Consider the following 19,467-nt stretch of genomic DNA (forward strand, 5'->3'; position numbering starts at 1 on the left):
GCCGAGAGCGGCGACGGCGTCAACGTCAGTCGTTGACATCGGGATGCGTGACGTTGCGAACATCGGCCAGACCACGTGCGGCGTCGCGATTGCCGGTTGCGGCGGCGGCTTCGAAGATCCGCATCGCGTCATCATACATTTTCAGATTGAGATAGCAGTAACCGCGCAGAACCATCAGATCGATGCGCTCCTGCTGCAACTGGGCGCGCTGATCGAGATAGATGAGGGTTTCACGGTAACGTCCCGCGTCGAAGGCCGACAAGGCGCGATCGGCGAGGATCGCCACCTGCAGTTCGGTAGCGCGCTGGCGGCTCTGCGGCGCCCTGGTTGCCGCGACGGCGGCATTGCTGGAAAGACCGGCGCGCAGATAGGCGAGACTCTGACCATAGGCTGCGTCTTCGCGGATCTTGCGGACCGGGCTCTGCAACGCCGTCTCGAAGGCCGAGACCGCCTCCATCGGCCGGTTGATATCCATCAGGCACCAGCCGCGCGACAGCGCCTCGCCCGGCCCCAATCGCCCGGCGTCGATGGTCGTCGAACAGTCCCGCGCCTGGCGCGGACCGCGCTCGACAGTCACCGTCTGCATCGCCGGCCTTGCGGCGCGGATGGCGACCTCCGGTTCCGGCTGCCGCACAGTCGGCGGCTCGGTCGGAAGCGGCGCCGTGGAAGCTGCCGGACGCTGCGGCTCTGCCGGCTGGCCCGGCTGCTGCGCCCCGAGCGGCGCTTTTGCGGGCTGCGTATCGGCGCTCGACGCCGGCAAGGAAGTGTCCTGAAGATTGGCGATTCGCGCCGACCGGCCGGCCCAGCCGCGCTGGAGGTCGAGGACACCCTTGCGGTCGTTCAGCTGCTCACGCGTGACGGCAAGGCCATAGGCGGACGGTTCGTCGTCAGGTTTCCAGGCCAGCGCGGTCTCGAACCAGCGCGCGGCGGTCTGGAACTGGTTGAGAGAACGGGCATACCAGCCGAACTGCTGCGCCGTCGGCACATATTTCCGGGCGATGACTTCGGCTGCGATCCGATGAAGCACTTCCTCGGTCAGATCGGCCGGCGGTTGCAGCGCCATCAGGTTGGCGGTGGCGGCAAGATAGGTCGCGGTCGCATCATCGGAATCGGCGCGCCAGCGGAACATCACGTCCTCGGCTTCCCGCGGCGCCTTGCGGGCGATCAGCGCCAGCGCCAACCCCTGCGAGGCGGCCGCCGTATCCTCCCTGTCGCGGGCGGCACGAAACCACTTTTCGGCATCGGCAGGGTTGTTGCGGCGAAGCTGGTGCCAGCCGAGCAGCAGCGCATCGGAGGCCAGTCCCTGGCTTTCGGCAAGCTTTTCGAGGTGAGCGATATAGTTCGGCGCAATGGCGAGCTTCGGATCGTCGTTACTTTCAGCGACGAAACGTCGGGCAAGGTTGTCGCGGATTGCATCGAATTCCCTGCTGCCGTCGACAGCTGGTTTTTCCAGCGCCAGCAGCGCCTGCATCGGCTGGTAGTCGAGCAGGGTCGAGGCTTTTTCGACCGTCGCCTGCCGTTCGGCAGCGTCGGTGCAGTTCTTCAGGATATAGGCATAAGCATCCTGCCCGCGCTGCGCCCTCTCCGTCCGGATGAAGGCTTCGGCGACACGCCAGAGCACGTCGACCTCGCTGCAGGTGAGCAGGCTCGGCGTCGCCGCGGCGATATCGACCACGGTCGCATATTGCCTGAGATCCGAAGCGTTGATGAGGCGGGAGCGGGCCTCGGCGACACCAAGCCGCTCGAGCAGATCGGCCGGCGGCTGCCATCCGGCGTCGGCGGCCTGACGGTCGGCGAGCGCTTTGCGCAACTCGGCATAGCGGCCATCGGAATAAAGCTTCCACATGGCCTCGAGCTGCTTGTCGCCGTTTTGCGGCACGGCGAGCGGATCGGCCGGCGGAACCCAGTTGGGATAAAGCGCCTGAAGCCGAGAGATTTCGGCCTGCAGGCGCACTTTGTCGCCCCGGCTGGCAAAATAGCGAAGCGCGCTTTCATCGACGGCAGGCGGCGCGGACGCCGCAGCCTTTTGAGGCGCCGGCGGCTCGGAAACGATCGGCGGCGCGACCGGGGCCGGCTCCGCAGCTGTCTGAGGCGCATCGGGTTGCGGTGCTGCCGGCTGCTCTGCAGCGACATTCGACTCACCGCTGCCCGGTGCCGGTGACGAAGTGATCGCTTCGATCCTGTCGGCGACGGTTTCGGCATTGAATTCGGAATTGCCCGCGGGAGCGTCGTCCGGCTTGATGCGGCCCATCATCAACAGCTCCGGCCCCGGCCTGTCTGCGGAGCCAAGGCCGAGCTTTTGCTGCAGGGCGCCACGATCCTTCAGTCCGGTGACGAGGGTCGCCACCACGACTGCCGCTGACATCGCCACGAGAGAAGCTTTCACAGACACTCCGGATGCTTCTCCCCGATAAAGGCCAGCCCCAGCAATTGAAGCGTGGCCGGATAATAGAGCGTGGGTGCGAATTGCAGAGCCGAGACCGGCAGCCTGGTCCCGTCGACTACACAGGCCACAACATCATTAACAATTCTATAACCCGGATCCAGCAACACGGTCTTCGGCCGGCCTGTGGTCAGATCGATCGTGGCCGGAATGCCATTCTGCGACATCCCCATTCGCAGGCGGTTCAACAGCGCCTTGTCTGTGATGCCGCCGCGCGCGAGATAGAGCGGGATGCGAAGGGCATTATAGGCAAATTCGGCGTCGAAACCCTCTGCCGGTCGCGGTGGGCCACTGAGGCTGACCCATTCGGCAGGAAGCTTGCGCGGACCGAATTGCATCGTCTTCAACAGCGCCACGCCATCGTCCGACAGCTCTTTCCAGGCATCGGAGGGAGCAAGCGCTGCCATGACAGGCATTGCCTCGTAAATCCAGTAGGAAGGATTGACGACGGGGCCGTCGTCACGATCGGCGGCGCCAAAACCTTCGCTGCCCGGCATCAGCAGCGTCCGGCCCGCCGAGTGGACGACGGCCTTCGCAAGCAGCGCCTGCGCCATGCGGGAGGCGGCGAGGATATAGTCGTTGCGCTTCCATGCGGTGCCGGCAAGCGCCAGGGCATAGGCGATCAGCATGTCGCCATCCGTGGCATTATTGGTGTCGGTCACGTGCGGCTTGACGTTGGGATCCCATTTCCAGACGGCCAAGCCATCGTCGCGCAACAGCAGCTCGGTACGGGTAAAATACCAGATCTGCTCGAAATCCGCGGGGCTCGCCGAGAGATAAGCGAGCAGCATGCCATAGCCCTGTCCTTCGCTATGGCTGATATTGCTATTGCCGTTATCGATGATCCGGCCACTCGCATCGAGAAATTTCGCCTTATAGGCAGACCACGCATCGGCATTGATCATCGCCTGCTGTGCAGCGGCGGAGGGGCTTACGGAGGCGAATGTAACCGTCGCCGCAAGCAGAAGCACGCGCCACCACCTCATTTGGACCGGCCCAGCGTTTTGAGCATGCGCGAGGTAGCGACGCCGATCAGCAGCACGAAGACGACGAGCAGCGAAGCATAGGAGAGGATATTCGTCGACAACCAATTGGCGGCGATCAAGCGGTAATTGGCGATCGACCAAGGCGTGGACGGGACGAAATCGAAGCGGGTGACGGGCACCGTATCGATCTTGCCCGTCTTGCTCGAATAGGTGGTGATATGGCCTGATATCTGCGGCCAGTTCAGCTGACCGGTCAGCACCTCGAGCCCTTCGCGCAGATCCTTCGCCGAGGGTGCCGCCACCACGGTCCACGTACCCTCTCCCAAAGGGCTGGAGCCCTGCGCAATCATGAGCGTGTCGGCGTTGGACGGGGTGAAGACCTTCTCGGCGCCGGGGATAAACTGCAGCGAACTGCGGGTGATATCGAAATTGCGCCCCAGCCATTCACGGAAGGCAGTGATGCGGCTGCGCAAGATACCGCCGCTCACCTTGGAATTCCACTCCTCGAAGGCCGTGCCGGTATCGACGACGCCTGGCTGCGTGTCGGCCACCGGACGCCACGAGGCTTGGCTCGCCGTCGAGATGTTGGCCTGCGTCAACGCGGTTGCCGGCATCTGCGAAATCGAGCCGATGAAGATGGCGTCCCGATCGCCGATGGTATTCGGCGAGGCCACGGTTTCGACGGCGATCGGATGACCGGCCATCACCGCCATCTGACCGAGCAGCGTAGCGGCGGCCGAAAGCGTATCGGCATCGACGCGATCGATGAAGAGCGGCGTCGGTTCCGTCGCCCGGCCATAGGGATAAGCTGTGCCGGACATTGCGGCCAGATTCGGACGCTGCCCGACGCGGGCAAAATCCGGAATGTGCACTTCGGAGGTATCGAACAGGGCAAAACGGGGATTGGCATTGGCGGTAGCACCCGGAGCACAAGCGGCATCGTCCTTCGTCATCAGGATCGTCTCGATCGCAATCGTATTGAGGCCGGGTTTGAAGTGGCGCATCGTCACGCGGATCGGCAGATGACGGAGAATGCCGCCGGTGGTCGAAGTAAGCGGCACGGTGGAGGCGATGTTGTCGTTGACGTAGATATCGATATGGCTGCCGGGAAGCACATTGTCAGTATAGGCGGCGTCGAGCAGCACCTTGGCCTCGCCATAGGCATTGGCATAGAAGTCGGCCGGCACGGCGACATTGAAGCTGGTGCGGAACCGCCGGCCGGAAAATTCCGTGGTCTTCACGCCGAGTTGCGAGAGGGCGATGCTGGTGTCGGAAAAGACCAGCGGCGCATTCGGCGCGCTCCAGCGCTCGGTGGTCAGTGCATCGCGGCGGACGTCCGCGGACCTGTCAGTCGGCGAAACGATGGTATCGATCGCGGAGGAGACTGCTTGCCATGAGGGGCCGCTGATCAGAAGCACCGGCGAGCCGCTGCGCGGATCGGTCACGAAAGCGGCGAGCGGCGCGCTTTCGGCCCCGGGCGGCAGACCGAGAAACAACGGCCGCAGTTCCGCGGCGGTCCCGACGAGCACACCGAGCTTGCCAGGACCGGCGGCCGGAAGGGAGGCGGTGCTGAAGGCAAATATCTGGTTCGGCATGCTGCTCAGCACCGACAGGCCCTGTGCCAGCCGCAACAACGGCTTGATCGTCCCCGGCTGCTCCAGCGCCGGGACGACGATATCGAACTCCGTCCTGCCCGCGCCATCGATGCCGATGGCGCGGATCGCGTCGGCGCTCGAAAGCTCCGCGGCATTCCCGCCGGCAAAGCTCAGATAGGTTCCGGCCGGATCGATATTCGACCATAATTCATAGGTGGACTGGATGCTGCAGTCGGTGCGGTGGCGCTGCTCTGCCTGGAAGGTCACGAGATTGGCGCCCGGCTGCAACAAGCCGGGGGGAACTTCGAAAGTGACGGCGGAAGAGCCGTCCGCCGAGCTGACCCGCTGCTGACCGATCGGACGATTGTTGAGATAGACGGTCAGCGCGGATGCTTCCGGCGCGACGACGATCGAATTCTGATAGGCGAAGGTGAAACTTGCCTTGGCGGCCGCCTGCTCGGGCGTCAGATAGACAGACCATGACCGGCGGTCATATTCGCCATTGAGGCTGAATTTCGAAAAGGGCACTAAGTAACGCCTGATATCGCGGTGGCGCGGCTGCGAAGCGGCATTCGCCGCGCCGGGCTGAAGCGCCGGCGCTGCCGGCTGCGGCACGACAGTGATCGGCGCAGGAGCGGGTGCGGGCGCAACGGAAATGGGTGGCGTGACAGGTACCGGCGCCGTCGCTGCGGGCGGAGCAGGCGGCGTCAATCTCGGGGCAGTAGACGCGCCGGGCGGACGCTCGCCGGACATGTCGAAGGGCGCCGTCTGCGCCTGGGTGACAGCGGGGGCATGCAACAGGAGGAGCGCGGCGGCGACGATCTTTCTCATCCGGCATTGACCTTTGCCGCCCGCTGCTGCGCCTCCCGCTCCGGCCGCATGCTGCGGAAGAGGTAAACCAGGCCGCGGCTGGTCTGATAGAGGGACAGGCCGAGAAACCAGATGGTGCCGCGAATGAGACCCGGATTGCGGCGCCGAGATTCCTGGAACTGGGTCCACTGATCGGAATTGGCAAACATCAGATCGGCGATCAGGCGATGATCAAGCGCGCTTTTCGGCACGTATTGGCAGCCGACATTGCTGATATCGCCTGATGGCTCGATGTTGCGGACGATCAGCGGCAGGGTTTCCAGATCTGCACCGCTATAGGGCCGGAAACGCATCTCGCCGGGGGCGCCGACGAGCAGTTCATCGAGATGCTTGTTAAAGATATGCAGCCTTGCGCCATGGACGGAGACGTCCTCGATCGAGGCCGCATACCACTTGCCATTGGCATAGAACTCGCAGCGCCGGTTGACGCGGACGCGCCGGGACAACGCGCGCTCGCCACGTTCCGATACGACGCCGAGTGCGCAGCCGGCCATGATCAGATTGATCATGTTCCACCCGCCGACGACAAGTGTGACGTCTGCCTTATAGGGCTCGGCATAGATCCTGTAGAAGGTAATGACGAGCGCGATGATCTGCACCGCAAAGATCACGAAGAAGGGGCGGCTGATCTCCGACAGGCGGCTGACGGCGATCGATTCATCCTTGGCGGTAACCTTGAAGGTCGGCTTCCGCGGATTGAGCATGACCGAGACGACAGCTGGCAGCAGATGCACCGTCTGGACATATTCGTAAAGCTCGGAAATCCAGGGCCAGCGGAAGGATCCGTAGAGGTAATTCTGCATCATCAGGTTCACGAGCATATAGGCAAGCGTATAGGCAAGGAATTCGCCGCCGGAGGCCGTGAAAATTTCCAGGTCGAAGAACAGGTAGAAAAGCGGCGCAAACAGGAAGATCGTGCGCGGGAACGGGAAGAGCCAGAAAAGCGTGGATGACATGTAGCACAGGCGCTGCGGGATCGACAGGCCGCGCTTCAGAAGCGGGAAGCGGAAGCGCAGGATCTGCATCATACCCTGCGCCCAGCGGCTGCGCTGGCCGATGAAGCTCGCGAAGGTGGCCGGTTGCAGCCCGGCGATCAGCGGCTTGTCGACATAGATGCTGTTCCAGCCGCTGCCATGGAGAGCCAGCGCCGTCTCGCAATCCTCGGTAATGCTGATGCCCGAAAACCCGTTCTGGGATTCGAGCGCCTTGCGGCTCAAGACTGCAGCCGAGCCGCAGAAAAAGGCGGCATTCCATTTGTCGAGGCCGCGCTGGATGATGCCGTAGAACATCTCATTCTCGCTCGGCATTTTTTCGAAAGTGCGCAGATTGCGTTCGAGCGGGTCGGGATTGATGAAGAAATGCGGAGTTTGGACGAGAAAGAGCTTCGGGTCGTCTTCGAAGTAGCCGACCGTCTCGAGCAGGAAATCGCGAGCCGGCGCGTGGTCCGCGTCGAAAACGGCGATGAGTTCCCCGGTCGAATGTTTCATGCCGTTGTTGAGATTGCCGGCCTTGGCATGCTCGTTGCGGTCGCGCGTGAGATAAGTGACGTCAAGATCCTGGCAGAGCTGCTTCAGCTCGCCATGGCGGGCCGCCGCCGCCTGGGCCTCGAGCAACTTGCCGGAATTGCGCTTCTGCATGGTGCCGCCGTCGTCGAGCAGCCAGACATGCAGCTTGTCGGCCGGATAGTCCATCGCCTTGGCGGCAGCCAGCGTGTTTCCGAGAAGGCCGGCATCCTCGTTATAAGAAGGCACGAACACATCGACATGGGGCAAGCGCCCGGGATTGGCGGCTCGCGATGGGCGCGGCGGGAGCGGTGTGGCGACGATGAAAAGGCTGAGCGCCAGCATCGCGACGCTGTACATTTCGGCAAGGTAGAGAAGCAAGCCGGGAATGAAATTCTCAGGCTGGTTCAGCGGCGGCAGGGTGTTGGCGGTGCGCCAATAGACGTAGCGCAGCACGATCGACGTTCCGAAGGCAAGCGCCACCAGGCGCCATGTCCCCTCGCCCTTCAGTATCTTAATGAGCGCCATCACCGAGACGACCGTAATGCTGGTGATGAGCTGGGTCTGCAGATTAACCGGCAGAGTGATCAGCACGATCATGCAGAGCGAAACAACGGCCCATATGAACACACTGCGGGCTTTGCGCATCGACGTTCCTTCGAAATTGCGCCGGGGCACCGTCTGTTACCCGGGGGCATACTCTATCTCCGGCAGACGGCCGTCATGCCCGCGTCGCCTATGCAATCCGGCGAGGGCACCGTGACGCCGATCGCTCTTGCCGATTGTTCCAGTGGCGCGGCGGCCGGATCCGGCGCGGCACTCGTCTGTGGCGCCTCGCTCGGCAGCGGCACGCGCGGACCGATCGGCGTCGGCAAGGGCGCGGCGTCCTGCACCGGTTGCTGGCTTGGGGCGCTACGAACCGGAGCTGTCCGCGGCAGGCGCACTACCGCAGGGGCCGGCTCATAGCCGAGCGGCATCGGGCTGGCGCGATATCCGCCCTCATCGGGATAGATCGGTTCGCCGGTACGACCGAGCGCCGCGCTGGCTGGGGGCGGGTTACCGTACGGGTTCCAGGTCGGGCCATCGAAGGTGCCGGTGATGGTATAGCCGTAGACGATGCCGAGCAGTTGGCGCTCGGTTGCGCGAGCATCGCACAGGCGCAGGCGCAGCTGGATCATGCCGAAATTGCGGGCCTGGGTATTGGCGGCCGCGCTCGAGCGGATCTGCTGCCAGGCATAGATGCAGGTATCGCCGGCGCGACTGCGGCCGGAAGCATAGCCGAAGGGGCCATATGCGTTCTGCAGGAAGGTCGCCGATGTCGTCATCGGCACGCCGGGAGCCGAACGGGCCACCTCGCGAGCAATGCCGCTCTCGTTGATCATGCTGAAGCTGGCATTGCCCATCCCGGGATTGGCCCCGGAAGCGCCGAAGAACTCGGCTTTCAGAAAATTCTGCCCGGGTACGGAAGATGAGGTGAACAGCGAGACCGTCTGCTCGACACCATTGCCGCGCTTGCGCTCCACGACGCTGACAATCGACGGCCCGCCCGGCGGCGGCAGGACCAGCGCCTTTTCAGGGGCCACCGTCTCCGGTCCGGAAGGCTGTCGCACACCGCCTGTCGACGTGCAGCCGGCCATCAGACCCGCCACGGCCAACAGCGATATCGTCTTCCCCAACCGCATGTCTCGAGCCGCCGTAATCCTCTTTCCAGAAACCCATTCGCAGACCGAAACGCGCCGGATCGTCGAATCAACGGCCATCCGGCCGTTCACGTGACATAAATCGCCGACATGGTTAACGAAGGGTAAAGAGCCCGGCTGTGATGCCACCAGACGACTCGCATTGAACATGATTCGGACGGCTCAACCGTATGGTGCATAAAGGGGTTTAGCAACAAACAATCGGCGCGCTGGCCTCTGTCACGACATCAAGGCGGCGGAACTATGCCGTATGGCCGGCGTTGCGTTGATGTCTAGAATCCACAAGGAGAACACCACATGCGCAAGATCATGCTGACTACGGCCGCGATGCTGACCATCTGCTCGGCGGCCTTCGCACAGAGTACAGTGGTTGTCACTGATCCAGCACCAACCGGCTCCGTCGTCCTGCCAGGCGAGGTGCGTACCTATGTCATGGAGCAAAACACGCCATCCGTCGTCTATGACGGCGAAATCACGGTTGGCGCGACGCTGCCGGATACGATTGAGGTCCATACCGTGCCCAATGCCGACGGCTATGCCTACACCGTGGTGAACGAGCGTCGCGTGATCGTCGAGCCGAAGACGCATCGGGTGATCCAGGTTCTCGAATAAGGAATTGGGGCTGGGGGCGCGCAGCCTGCACGCCTTCACGTTCCCTCATCTTCCGCGGTCACCGGGACGTTCAAGAGTTCGCGGATTTTATGGGCGAGTTGCTCCAGGCTGAATGGCTTGGCGAGCAGCGAAACGCCATGATCAAGCACGCCATTGTGGACGATGGCATTACGCGTGTAACCAGTGGTGTAAAGAATCCTGATTCCCGGCCATTTTACCTGAACGGCATCCGCGAGCTGACGTCCGCTCATCTGCGGCATAACGATATCGGTGAAGATCAGATCGACGTCGGGGTTCTCCTCCAAAAGGAGAAGCGCCTCCACGCCGCTTGCCGCCTGCAACACGCTGTAACCGAGTTCATGGAGGCTTTCGGCGGTCATGGTGCGGACATGTTCATCGTCCTCCACCACCAGGATAGTATCGTTAACGCTCCCTTGAGGAATCGGCTGGGCGCCGGCGGCGGCCAGGCGGGCATCCGCCTTGCCGACATGACGCGGCAGATAGATCTTCACCGTCGTCCCCCGATCGATCTCCGAATAGATCTTGATGTGGCCGCCGCTCTGTTTGATGTAGCCGTAGACTTGGCTCAGCCCGAGACCGGTTCCCTTGCCGGGTCCTTTGGTGGTGTAGAACGGTTCGAAGGCGCGGTCGATTACATCGGCCGACATGCCGATGCCGGTGTCGGTGATACTGATCATCACATACTGGCCCGCCTCGACTTCCGAATGCATCCGCGAATATCGCTCGTCAAGTTCGGTGTTGGCGGTCTCGATCGTCAGATGACCGCCGCCGGGCATGGCGTCGCGCGCATTAACGGCAAGGTTCAGCATGGCGTTTTCGAGTTGGCTGAGATCGGCGAAAGTCGGCCAGAGGCCGCCGGCAAGCACAGTCTCGATTCGGATATGTTCGCCGAGCGTGCGCCGGAGCAACTCCGACATGCCGCCGACCAGCTTATTGACGTCGATCATCTCCGGGGCCAGTGGCTGCTGACGAGAGAAGGCCAGAAGACGTGCGGTCAATACCGCCGCTCGCTGGGCGCCGTCTCTGGCGTTCTGAAGGGAGTTCAGCAGGCGCGGATCCTCGTGTCCGGTCATCCGCCGCTGAGCGAGATCGAGATTACCGATGATGATTGCCAGCATATTGTTGAAATCATGGGCGACGCCGCCCGTGAGCTGACCGATCGTCTCCATCTTCTGCAACTGGCGCACCTGCGCCTGGGCGGCGGCATTCTCTTCCATCTCATGCCTGAGTTCGGCAGTGCGCTGCACCACCGTTTCCTCAAGGCGCGCATTGAAACTGTTGAGCTCGCTGCGGAGGCGACTCTGCCTGCCATAGGAGACAATAATCGTTTCCATCAGACCGATGATGATCACCGCATTGATGAGAAAGGTCGCAAGACCGATCCATTGGCCGGCGCTCACCGGCCAGAAGGCATCGTGCGGTTCGACGAAAAACTGCTGGACGAGGAAACCGGCGAGCATGGCCGCCACGAAGCCAGGCCCGGCGCCGCCTATGAAACTTGCGAGCAGGATCGCCGGAAGGAAGCTCAGGAAAGGAAATCCGGAGAGGTAATCACTGGCGGCAAGTCTTAGAAGAAAGGTCAGACCGACGAAGGCAACGGCCAGCGGATAGGTATAGCCCGGCCTGTGACGCAGCCAATCCGTGGCACTCAACAAATCCATTCGATACCCCTTCTCGGCCGTCGCGGAAACGGCATCCCAGCTTTTGCACATCGAATTTCGCCGGGCAATATGCTGTTTCCAAAGCGCGGCGCGATCTTTCAGATTCGCTTGCCGCACCTTGGATTTTTATGTTTACACATATCGGCGTTTCAAAACGGCTGCACTGTTTTGTGCGACAAGTTTTCCACCACTGCGCGTGGCGTCTTGACGGGCTTCGCGAGCGGTCCACATAAATCTTCGTGCCCCGGCAGGGGAATGGGGGGACGGGATCATGAAAGACATATTCATTGTCGAGGACGATGCGCTGATCGCCATGTTGCTCGAGGACATGCTGAGCGATCTCGGCTATCGGGTTCGTGCGAGCGCGCCGGATCTGGAACGGGCGCTCGCAACCGCCAGGGACGCGGAGTTCGACGCTGCAATCCTCGACGTCTCCCTCGCCGGCCGTAGCTCGCTGCCGGTCGCAAAGCTGCTCGACGAACGCGGCAAGCCCTATCTCTACGCAACGGGATATGGCAGCGCCCCGGAAGGCAGCAGCCCCAGCGCGCTCCCGGTGCTGCGAAAGCCGTTCCAGCTCAGTGAGCTCGAACAGGCGATGAAGCAGCTTTGCGGAACCTAATCAGCGCACCTGATCGAGCAGACGCTTGCATTCCAGGAGGTCGTAGAGCGCCTCTTGAAGCAGCGCCCTGTCTTCCTTGCCGACGCTCGATTTGCCGATCGACACTTCCGGCTGCTCGTCGTCGCCGGCGACGAAATTGAAGAACCGGCGGGTGATCGGCGGCTTGGCGCGGCCGACAATCTGATCCTCCTCCGCCATGCCGACACGCGGTTCCCCGGCGCTTGCCTCCTGCGCACCCGAGGCAAGCGCCTCGACACTGGCGAGATCGCCGTGGCCGACCGAGATGACGAACTTGTTGCCGTTGGTCTTCAGAAGCTTCTGCACGCCCTTGATCGTATAGCCGTGATCATAGAGCAAATGCCGGATGCCCTTGAGGAGGTCGACGTCCTCCGGCCGGTAGTAGCGACGGCCGCCGCCGCGCTTCATCGGCTTTATCTGGGGAAACCGTGTCTCCCAGAAGCGCAGCACATGCTGCGGCAGATCAAGATCGTCTGCGACTTCGCTGATGGTGCGAAAGGCATCGGGGCTCTTGTCCAACGTCATATGCTACGCAACCTCGCAGGCTCAATCCAACGGCGACTCACCATATTTCAAAGGTTTGGCGTCGACAATTCAAGTCATGTCTCGACGTTGCGCACAGGGGATCCACCAGCGCGAGAAAAAACACGCACCAAGAAGAGGAAGTCCGATCTCAGAGAGCCGGATTCTGCGGCTTCAGCTTGACCTTGCGGGAGACATGCGCCTTGAGGATACGTGTCTTCAGGACATTCGAAGCCTTGAAGGTCATCACCCGGCGGGGAGAGATCGGAACCTCCTCGCCGGTCTTCGGATTGCGGCCGATCCGCTCGTTCTTATCGCGAACCTGAAAGGTCGCGAAGGAGGAAAGCTTGACGGTTTCGCCACGGACAATGGCGTTGCAGATTTCGTCGATGACGGTTTCCACAAGTTCAGCGGATTCGGTCCGGGAAAGACCAACCTTGCGGAAAACGGATTCCGCCAGGTCTGCTCGCGTCACTGTTTTTCCGGTCATGGTTTCCCCGCCCATTACAAAATATTTTTTGAAAGCGAACGAAGAGTATTTGTCTTGCGCCTCACGGTCAAGCTCTTGTTCGCCGCCAGTTTTTTAGGATTCGTGCTTACCAGCGGAGCAGAACAGCGCCCCAGGTGAAGCCGCCGCCCATCGCTTCGAGCATCACGAGGTCGCCCTTTTTGATGCGGCCGTCGCCGGCAGCGGTCGCAAGCGCGAGCGGGATCGAGGCGGCTGAGGTATTGCCGTGCAGATCGACGGTGACGACGACCTTGTCCGCATCGATGTTCAGCTTCTTCGCCGAACCGTCGATGATGCGTCGATTGGCCTGGTGCGGCACCAGCCAGTCGAGGTCTTCGGCAGTTGTCCCAGTCGAATCGAAAGCGGCCTGAATGACATCGGTGATCATGCCGACTGCATATTTGAAGACCTCGCGGCCTTCCATGCGCAGCTTGCCGACGCTGCCCGTCGTCGACGGTCCGCCATCGACATAAAGCTTGTCCTTGTGCGAACCGTCGGAGCGCAGATGCGCGGTCAGCACACCGCGATCGGCAGACGTGCCCTCGCCTTCTGCCGCCTCGAGCACGATCGCGCCGGCGCCATCGCCGAAAAGCACGCAGGTGGTGCGATCGTTCCAGTCTAGAATGCGCGAAAAAGTCTCGGCACCGATGACGAGAACGCGCTTTGCAAGGCCGCCGCGGATATAGGCGTCCGCGGTCGTGACCGCATAGACGAAGCCGGTGCAGACGGCCTGGACGTCGAAGGCAAAGCCGTGGCTCATGCCGAGACGGTTCTGGATGTTGACCGAGGTTGCCGGAAAGGTGTTGTCCGGCGTCGAGGTGGCACAGATGATAAGATCGATATCGGCGGGCGTCAGGCCGCCATTGGCAAGGGCCGCACGCGCGGCGGCTTCGCCAAGCGAGGCCGTCGTCTCGTCGTCGCCGGCTACGTAACGCTGGCGGATGCCGGTGCGCTGGACGATCCATTCGTCCGACGTATCGACGATGGCCTCCATATCACGATTGGTCATCACGCGCTTCGGAAGTGCGGCTCCGAATCCGCGAACCACTGAACGGATCATATTCGATTGAACCCCATAGCTCATGCCGCTTCCGGGCCTATGGGAGGCAGCCGCTTGGCATGATATTTCTTAAGATCGTTTTCTATTTTCTGATTGAGGCCGTTCTTAGCCATGTCGTAACCGACCTCGATGGCAGCAGCGATGCCTTCGGCGTTGGCGCCGCCATGGCTCTTGATGACGATGCCGTTCAGCCCGAGAAACACTCCGCCATTGACCTTGCTCGGATCGAGCTTCTCGCGCAGCATATCGAAGGCGCTCTTGGCGAAGAGATAGCCGATACGGGCGAGCAACGTGCGGGACATGGCGGCACGCAGATATTCGGCGATCTGCTTGGCGGTGCCTTCGGCGGTCTTGAGCGCGATGTTGCCGGAGAAGCCTTCGGTGACGACAACGTCGACCGTGCCCTTGCCGAGATCGTTGCCCTCGACGAAGCCGGAATATTCGAGCGAATCGATATTCGCCTCGCGCAACAGGCGGCCGGCCTCCTTGACCTCTTCCTGGCCTTTCACCTCCTCGACACCGACGTTCAGAAGGCCGATCGTCGGGCGTTCGATCTCGAAAAGCGCGCGCGCCATGGCGCCGCCCATCAGCGCAAAATCCATCAGTTGCTGTGCATCGGCGCCGATCGTCGCACCGACATCGAGCACGATGCTCTCCCCCTTCAGCGTCGGCCAGATCGCTGCGATCGCCGGGCGCTCGATATTGGCCATCGTGCGAAGACAGAATTTCGCCATCGCCATCAGTGCGCCGGTGTTGCCGGCAGAGACAGCGACATCGGCATCGCCCGTCTTCACCGCCTCGATCGAGCGCCACATGGTCGAGATATAGCGGCCGCGGCGCAGCGCCTGGCTCGGCTTCTCTTCCATGCTGACAGCAAGCTCACAGTCGTGAAAGACCGATTTTTCCTTGAGTTTCGGGAACTTGGCGAGAAAGGGATCGCACTGTTCTTTAAGACCGTAGAAAACGAAGGAAATATCCGGATGCCGGTCCAGTGCCTTGGCGGCGCCGGGGATGACAACCTGGGGACCAAAGTCGCCACCCATGAGGTCGAGAGATATTCTGATCACGCGTCCCTGATCCTTCTTTTCGCCGAGGCGCGAAATTTGGGCCAAAATACCGGTTTTGGCGTCGCATACAACTGAATTATGTCAAATGCCAGAGGTGCTTCAGTCCTTTTTCCAGTCCTTGAGGACCGCGAAAGCGGAGGGTTTTTTGTCGTTTTCGCCGCTATCCTCGATATGGCCCTTGAACTCGACACCCTGCTTGCGGGGATAGGGATCGATCGCGAGAGCGGCGAATTCGGCAACCACCTCGCCGGCATCGATCGTGTCGCCGACAAAGGTCTCGGGCAGATCGGGACCATCGGGATCGAGCAGCATCTCGCCGGCGTCGTTACCGGGCTGGCGTGCAAGCTTGGAACCCTCAGGCACGAAAATCTGTTCGAAACTTTCGTCGATCACGGCTTCGACCGGTTCCAGCGTCACGACGCACGACTGGACGATCTTCGCCTGGACGCGGCCCTTGATGCGGACGCCGTCGCGTTTCCAGCGGGCGATCTGCAGATCGGCGCTGAGATCGTCGACGGAGACGACGCTCCAGGCCCCGGCAAGCGCCTTCAACTCGCTGGCATCGGCCTCGATATGAACCTCGACGGGATTGGCCGAGATGTGGCCGACCTTGACGTGATAGGAGAAGGGAACATCGTCCCGATCGTTCTTCATCGTTTCCTCCTTCAGGCGACCGGCGGCAGCGTTGCCGAACCGCTGGCGATCAGCTCTTCCGGAACGGCGGACAGATGAGATTCTGCGGCGATCATCCAGCTGGCCAGGCCGGACATATCGGCCGGCGTCTCGGTTTCCGGATAGATATTGCGCGTTAATGCAAGCGCCAGCGCCTCGGCATCACCGGCATCCATCGCCTTCGAATAGGTTTCGAGCCGGCCGTAGAACATGCCGGCGAGCTTCTTCATGCGTTTCGGCACGCTGTTGTCGCCGATGCCGAGCTCGCGGATCGAATAGTCGATGTCCTGAAAGAAGGCATCGACGATCTCCTGGGCAATCTCCTGGCCGCTGACGGCAGAGGCGCGCGTGCGGCGAAAAAACAGAATCATTACGATCGACAGCATTTCGAAGCGGCCCATGACGGTATCCGGTACATTGAGCCGCTCGTAGAGATCGGGCATGCGCGCGGCTGCGGTCAGCGCTGCATATTGCCTGTCGACGATCATCTGATTGTTGTTTTTCTTGCGGAAGAGCCCGAGGATCATTGTTTTTTCCGGAAATGCCTCATTCTTCACGCCGGCTGGCGTCCGGCCTTGTTGCATGATTTCGAAAGCTGGTTTACCGAAGCAGGCGCGAATTGCAATGCCGTTCGTGGCCAGCTTCAGGACGACGCCTTCGAGGCGCCAGCGAAGCGAATTCGGGAAACTCGACCCGGAATGGCCACAATGGTTTTGCAGGAGGAAAGCGTGCAGGGCCCAAAATGGCTGCTATCGACACCCAAGGGAGTAGATGTCGTTGAAGAAACGGTATTTCAAGTCTGACATGAAACTCTTCAGCAGCGCGGCCATTGCCTTCATAATCGCCTCCACATCAGTTCTTTCAGGCTGCCAGACCGGCACAGTGCTCAACGGCGGCTATGTCGTCGATCAACAGTCGCTCAATCTCGTTCCGGAAGGTTCCAGCCGCGAACAGGTCCTGCTTTCGCTCGGCACGCCATCGACGACGGCGACCTTTGACGGTGAGGTCTTCTATTATATTTCGCAGCGGCGCACGCGCGCCGTCGCCTTCCAGAAGCTGAAGGTCGTCGACCAGACCGTTCTGGCCATTTATTTCGACAAGAACGGCGTCGTCACCCGCCGTGCCAATTACACACTGCAGGACGGCAAGGTCTTCGATACGATCTCGCGCGTCACGCCGACCGGCGGCAAGGAACTCACCTTCCTGCAGCAGATGCTCTCCGGCGGCAGCGCAGCAAGTGCTGCCCGCAGCCTGTTCGGCGGCGGCGCCGGTGGCACGCCACAAAATCCGAGCAGCCTGCGCTGATCGACACGCTTTCAATGAAAAACCCGCCGGAGCGATCCGGCGGGTTTTTCAATGGGTGTATTTTCAGCGCCACGGCGGCCTGCTGCCCTTTTGCAATCTGCATCAGCCCGCGAGAACGGCGAGCAACAGCAGCGCAACAATGTTGGTGATCTTGATCGCCGGGTTGACGGCGGGACCGGCGGTATCCTTGTAGGGATCACCGACGGTATCGCCGGTAACGGAGGCCTTGTGCGCATCCGAGCCCTTCATGTGGCGCACGCCATCCTTGTCGACAAACCCGTCCTCGAAGCTCTTCTTGGCATTGTCCCAGGCACCGCCGCCCGAGGTCATCGAGATGGCGACGAAGAGGCCGTTGATGATGACGCCGAGCAGCGATGCGCCGAGGGCGGCAAAGGCCGAGGCCTTGGAGCCGGAAATCAGAAGCACGCCGAAATAGACGACGACGGGAGCGAGCACCGGCAGCAGCGAAGGCACGATCATCTCGCGGATGGCGGCCTTGGTCAGCAGGTCGACGGCCTTGCCGTAATCCGGTTTTTCCGTGCCCTGCATGATACCGGGCTTCATCTTGAACTGCCGGCGAACCTCCTCGACGATCGAACCGGCGGCGCGGCCGACGGCTGTCATGGCGATGCCGCCGAACAGATAGGGAATCAAGCCGCCGAAAAGCAGGCCGGCGACGACGTAAGGGTTCGACAGTTCGAAGGAGATCGTGCCGATATTGGCGAAGTAGGGATACTGGTCGCCGTGGGCCGCAAAATACTGCAGGTCGTTGGCGTAGGCGGCAAAGAGCACCAGCGCGCCGAGACCGGCGGAACCGATCGCGTAACCCTTGGTGACCGCTTTGGTGGTGTTGCCGACGGCGTCGAGCGCGTCGGTCGACTTGCGCACTTCCGGCGGCAGATGCGACATTTCGGCGATGCCGCCGGCATTGTCGGTAACTGGGCCGAAAGCATCCAGCGCAACGATCATGCCGGCAAGGCCGAGCATGGCGGTGACGGCGATGCCGGTGCCGAAGAGGCCGCCGAGCTGATAGGTTGCGAGAATACCGCCGACGATGACGATGGCCGGCAGGGCAGTCGATTCCAGCGAGACCGCAAGACCCTGGATGACGTTGGTGCCGTGACCGGTCACCGAAGACTGGGCGATCGAAACGACGGGGCGTTTGCCGGTGCCGGTATAATATTCGGTGATAACCACGATCAAGGCGGTGACGACGAGGCCGACGAGACCGCACACGAAGAGGTTCGTACCCGTGACGTCAGCGCCGGCGACCGTGCCGAGCGAGCCCCAGCCGACGGTCAGCGAGGTGGCGGCGCCGAGACCGACAATCGACAGCAGGCCGGTGACGATGAGACCCTTGTACAGCGCGCCCATGATCGAGCCGTTCGAGCCGAGCTTGACGAAGAAGGTGCCGATGATCGAGGTGATGATGCAGGCACCGCAGATCGCCAGCGGATATATCATCGCAGACTGGAGAATCGGCGCGCCGGCAAAGAAGATCGCCGCGAGGACCATGGTGGCGACGACGGAGACCGCATAGGTCTCGAAAAGGTCGGCGGCCATGCCGGCGCAGTCGCCGACATTGTCGCCGACGTTATCGGCGATCGTTGCCGGATTGCGCGGATCGTCTTCGGGGATACCGGCCTCCACCTTGCCGACGAGGTCGCCGCCGACATCGGCGCCCTTGGTGAAGATGCCGCCCCCGAGACGGGCGAAAATCGAGATCAGCGAGGCGCCGAAACCGAGCGCCACCAGCGCGTCGATGACTTCGCGCGAGCCGCTCTCATGTCCGAGCCCGACGGTCAATATCGTATAGTAGATGGAGACGCCGAGCAGCGCGAGGCCCGCCACCAGCATGCCAGTGATCGCGCCAGACTTGAAGGCGATGTCGAGGCCGGCGGAAAGGCTGGCGGACGCTGCCTGGGCGGTGCGCACGTTGGCGCGGACGGAGACGTGCATGCCGATGAAACCGGCAGCACCTGATAGTACGGCGCCGATCAGGAAACCGATGGCGGCGGTGGCGGAGAGAAGCAGCCAGGCTGCGATGAAAACAACGACGCCGACAAGCGCGATGGTTCTATACTGACGAGTCAGGTAGGCTTGGGCGCCCTCGCGGATGTAGCCCGCGATCTCCTGCATCCGGCTGTTGCCCTGATCGGCGGCAAGCACCGACCGGGTTGCCCAGGCGGCATAGACCACCGAGAGCAGACCGCATGCGATTACGCATAAAAGAATGGTCATTTCGCTCTTTCCTCCATAGGCCGGAACTCACTCCTTTTCCGGCAGATACGCCGCCGACTCGCCTT

At 61.9% G+C, this 19,467-nt stretch carries 16 protein-coding genes; 3 read left to right on the plus strand and 13 right to left on the minus strand.

Features of this window, described 5'->3' with window-relative positions; translation table 11 throughout:
- Positions 1 to 25: 25 nt before the first annotated feature.
- From CO660_RS08935 to bcsN, 5 genes are read right to left on the minus strand one after another with little or no spacing between them, the layout of a single operon-like run.
- Positions 26 to 2,386, minus strand: a complete 2,361-nt coding sequence (locus tag CO660_RS08935) for a cellulose synthase (RefSeq protein WP_097598413.1) — start codon at positions 2,384 to 2,386, stop codon at positions 26 to 28.
- Positions 2,383 to 3,429 (minus strand): glycosyl hydrolase family 8, encoded by a 1,047-nt coding sequence (locus CO660_RS08940; RefSeq protein WP_097598414.1) that lies wholly within the window; start codon positions 3,427 to 3,429, stop codon positions 2,383 to 2,385. The genes CO660_RS08935 and CO660_RS08940 overlap by 4 nt, the downstream gene beginning before the upstream one ends.
- Positions 3,426 to 5,855 carry a cellulose biosynthesis cyclic di-GMP-binding regulatory protein BcsB gene (locus CO660_RS08945; protein WP_097598415.1) on the minus strand — a complete coding sequence of 810 codons (2,430 nt, stop codon included), beginning with the start codon at positions 5,853 to 5,855 and terminating at the stop codon, positions 3,426 to 3,428. Before CO660_RS08945 ends, CO660_RS08940 begins: the two co-directional genes overlap by 4 nt.
- The gene (gene bcsA, locus CO660_RS08950) at positions 5,852 to 8,044 is read right to left on the minus strand and encodes a UDP-forming cellulose synthase catalytic subunit (RefSeq protein ID WP_097598416.1); all 2,193 of its coding nucleotides are present in this window, start codon (positions 8,042 to 8,044) and stop codon (positions 5,852 to 5,854) included. The genes CO660_RS08945 and bcsA overlap by 4 nt, the downstream gene beginning before the upstream one ends.
- A 53-nt stretch (positions 8,045 to 8,097) precedes the next feature.
- Complete coding sequence (gene bcsN, locus CO660_RS08955; RefSeq protein ID WP_097598417.1) at positions 8,098 to 9,078, minus strand: cellulose biosynthesis protein BcsN; 981 nt, start codon at positions 9,076 to 9,078, stop codon at positions 8,098 to 8,100.
- A 315-nt stretch (positions 9,079 to 9,393) separates the two neighbouring features.
- Between bcsN and CO660_RS08960 the strand changes: the two genes are divergently transcribed.
- Positions 9,394 to 9,708 carry a DUF1236 domain-containing protein gene (locus CO660_RS08960; protein WP_097598418.1) on the plus strand — a complete coding sequence of 105 codons (315 nt, stop codon included), beginning with the start codon at positions 9,394 to 9,396 and terminating at the stop codon, positions 9,706 to 9,708.
- Positions 9,709 to 9,743: 35 nt separating this feature from the next.
- On the opposite strand, the gene CO660_RS08965 is transcribed toward CO660_RS08960, so the two are convergent.
- Positions 9,744 to 11,390: an ATP-binding protein gene (locus tag CO660_RS08965; RefSeq protein WP_097598535.1), complete on the minus strand. Its 1,647-nt coding sequence runs from the start codon at positions 11,388 to 11,390 to the stop codon at positions 9,744 to 9,746.
- 271 nt (positions 11,391 to 11,661) lie between these two features.
- On the opposite strand from CO660_RS08965, the gene CO660_RS08970 reads away from it, so the two are divergent.
- Complete coding sequence (locus CO660_RS08970) at positions 11,662 to 12,009, plus strand: response regulator (RefSeq protein WP_097598419.1); 348 nt, start codon at positions 11,662 to 11,664, stop codon at positions 12,007 to 12,009.
- On the opposite strand, the gene CO660_RS08975 is transcribed toward CO660_RS08970, so the two are convergent.
- From CO660_RS08975 to CO660_RS09000, 6 genes are all read right to left on the minus strand, one after another.
- Positions 12,010 to 12,552: a MerR family transcriptional regulator gene (locus CO660_RS08975; RefSeq protein WP_097598420.1), complete on the minus strand. Its 543-nt coding sequence runs from the start codon at positions 12,550 to 12,552 to the stop codon at positions 12,010 to 12,012. It lies immediately after the preceding gene.
- 148 nt (positions 12,553 to 12,700) lie between these two features.
- Positions 12,701 to 13,039 carry an integration host factor subunit alpha gene (locus CO660_RS08980; protein ID WP_009987526.1) on the minus strand — a complete coding sequence of 113 codons (339 nt, stop codon included), beginning with the start codon at positions 13,037 to 13,039 and terminating at the stop codon, positions 12,701 to 12,703.
- A 106-nt stretch (positions 13,040 to 13,145) separates the two neighbouring features.
- Positions 13,146 to 14,117 (minus strand): beta-ketoacyl-ACP synthase III, encoded by a 972-nt coding sequence (locus tag CO660_RS08985; protein WP_064711301.1) that lies wholly within the window; start codon positions 14,115 to 14,117, stop codon positions 13,146 to 13,148.
- A gap of 20 nt (positions 14,118 to 14,137) precedes the next feature.
- The gene (gene plsX, locus CO660_RS08990) at positions 14,138 to 15,184 is read right to left on the minus strand and encodes a phosphate acyltransferase PlsX (RefSeq protein WP_097598536.1); all 1,047 of its coding nucleotides are present in this window, start codon (positions 15,182 to 15,184) and stop codon (positions 14,138 to 14,140) included.
- A gap of 99 nt (positions 15,185 to 15,283) precedes the next feature.
- Positions 15,284 to 15,838: a DUF177 domain-containing protein gene (locus tag CO660_RS08995; RefSeq protein ID WP_085777721.1), complete on the minus strand. Its 555-nt coding sequence runs from the start codon at positions 15,836 to 15,838 to the stop codon at positions 15,284 to 15,286.
- Positions 15,839 to 15,849: 11 nt separating this feature from the next.
- Complete coding sequence (locus CO660_RS09000; RefSeq protein WP_097598421.1) at positions 15,850 to 16,440, minus strand: ubiquinol-cytochrome C chaperone family protein; 591 nt, start codon at positions 16,438 to 16,440, stop codon at positions 15,850 to 15,852.
- A 187-nt stretch (positions 16,441 to 16,627) separates the two neighbouring features.
- Here CO660_RS09000 and CO660_RS09005 point away from each other — a divergent pair, with 187 nt between their 5' ends.
- Complete coding sequence (locus CO660_RS09005; protein ID WP_085777720.1) at positions 16,628 to 17,161, plus strand: outer membrane protein assembly factor BamE; 534 nt, start codon at positions 16,628 to 16,630, stop codon at positions 17,159 to 17,161.
- Between the two features lie 102 nt (positions 17,162 to 17,263).
- On the opposite strand, the gene CO660_RS09010 is transcribed toward CO660_RS09005, so the two are convergent.
- Positions 17,264 to 19,402: a sodium-translocating pyrophosphatase gene (locus CO660_RS09010; RefSeq protein ID WP_085777719.1), complete on the minus strand. Its 2,139-nt coding sequence runs from the start codon at positions 19,400 to 19,402 to the stop codon at positions 17,264 to 17,266.
- Positions 19,403 to 19,467: the final 65 nt, after the last annotated feature.

This window comes from Rhizobium sp. L9 (assembly GCF_002531885.1).
Classification (GTDB): Bacteria; Pseudomonadota; Alphaproteobacteria; order Rhizobiales; family Rhizobiaceae; genus Rhizobium.

Coding starts and splice junctions, on each gene's coding strand:
- CO660_RS08940 (WP_097598414.1), bottom strand. CDS start 3,429: ATGAGGTGGTGGCGCGTGCTTCTGCTTGCGGCGACGGTTACATTCGCC.
- CO660_RS08945 (WP_097598415.1), bottom strand. CDS start 5,855: ATGAGAAAGATCGTCGCCGCCGCGCTCCTCCTGTTGCATGCCCCCGCT.
- bcsA (WP_097598416.1), bottom strand. CDS start 8,044: ATGCGCAAAGCCCGCAGTGTGTTCATATGGGCCGTTGTTTCGCTCTGC.
- bcsN (WP_097598417.1), bottom strand. CDS start 9,078: ATGCGGTTGGGGAAGACGATATCGCTGTTGGCCGTGGCGGGTCTGATG.
- CO660_RS08960 (WP_097598418.1), top strand. CDS start 9,394: ATGCGCAAGATCATGCTGACTACGGCCGCGATGCTGACCATCTGCTCG.
- CO660_RS08965 (WP_097598535.1), bottom strand. CDS start 11,390: ATGGATTTGTTGAGTGCCACGGATTGGCTGCGTCACAGGCCGGGCTAT.
- CO660_RS08970 (WP_097598419.1), top strand. CDS start 11,662: ATGAAAGACATATTCATTGTCGAGGACGATGCGCTGATCGCCATGTTG.
- CO660_RS08975 (WP_097598420.1), bottom strand. CDS start 12,552: ATGACGTTGGACAAGAGCCCCGATGCCTTTCGCACCATCAGCGAAGTC.
- CO660_RS08980 (WP_009987526.1), bottom strand. CDS start 13,039: ATGACCGGAAAAACAGTGACGCGAGCAGACCTGGCGGAATCCGTTTTC.
- CO660_RS08985 (WP_064711301.1), bottom strand. CDS start 14,117: ATGATCCGTTCAGTGGTTCGCGGATTCGGAGCCGCACTTCCGAAGCGC.
- CO660_RS08995 (WP_085777721.1), bottom strand. CDS start 15,838: ATGAAGAACGATCGGGACGATGTTCCCTTCTCCTATCACGTCAAGGTC.
- CO660_RS09000 (WP_097598421.1), bottom strand. CDS start 16,440: ATGCAACAAGGCCGGACGCCAGCCGGCGTGAAGAATGAGGCATTTCCG.
- CO660_RS09005 (WP_085777720.1), top strand. CDS start 16,628: ATGTCGTTGAAGAAACGGTATTTCAAGTCTGACATGAAACTCTTCAGC.
- CO660_RS09010 (WP_085777719.1), bottom strand. CDS start 19,402: ATGACCATTCTTTTATGCGTAATCGCATGCGGTCTGCTCTCGGTGGTC.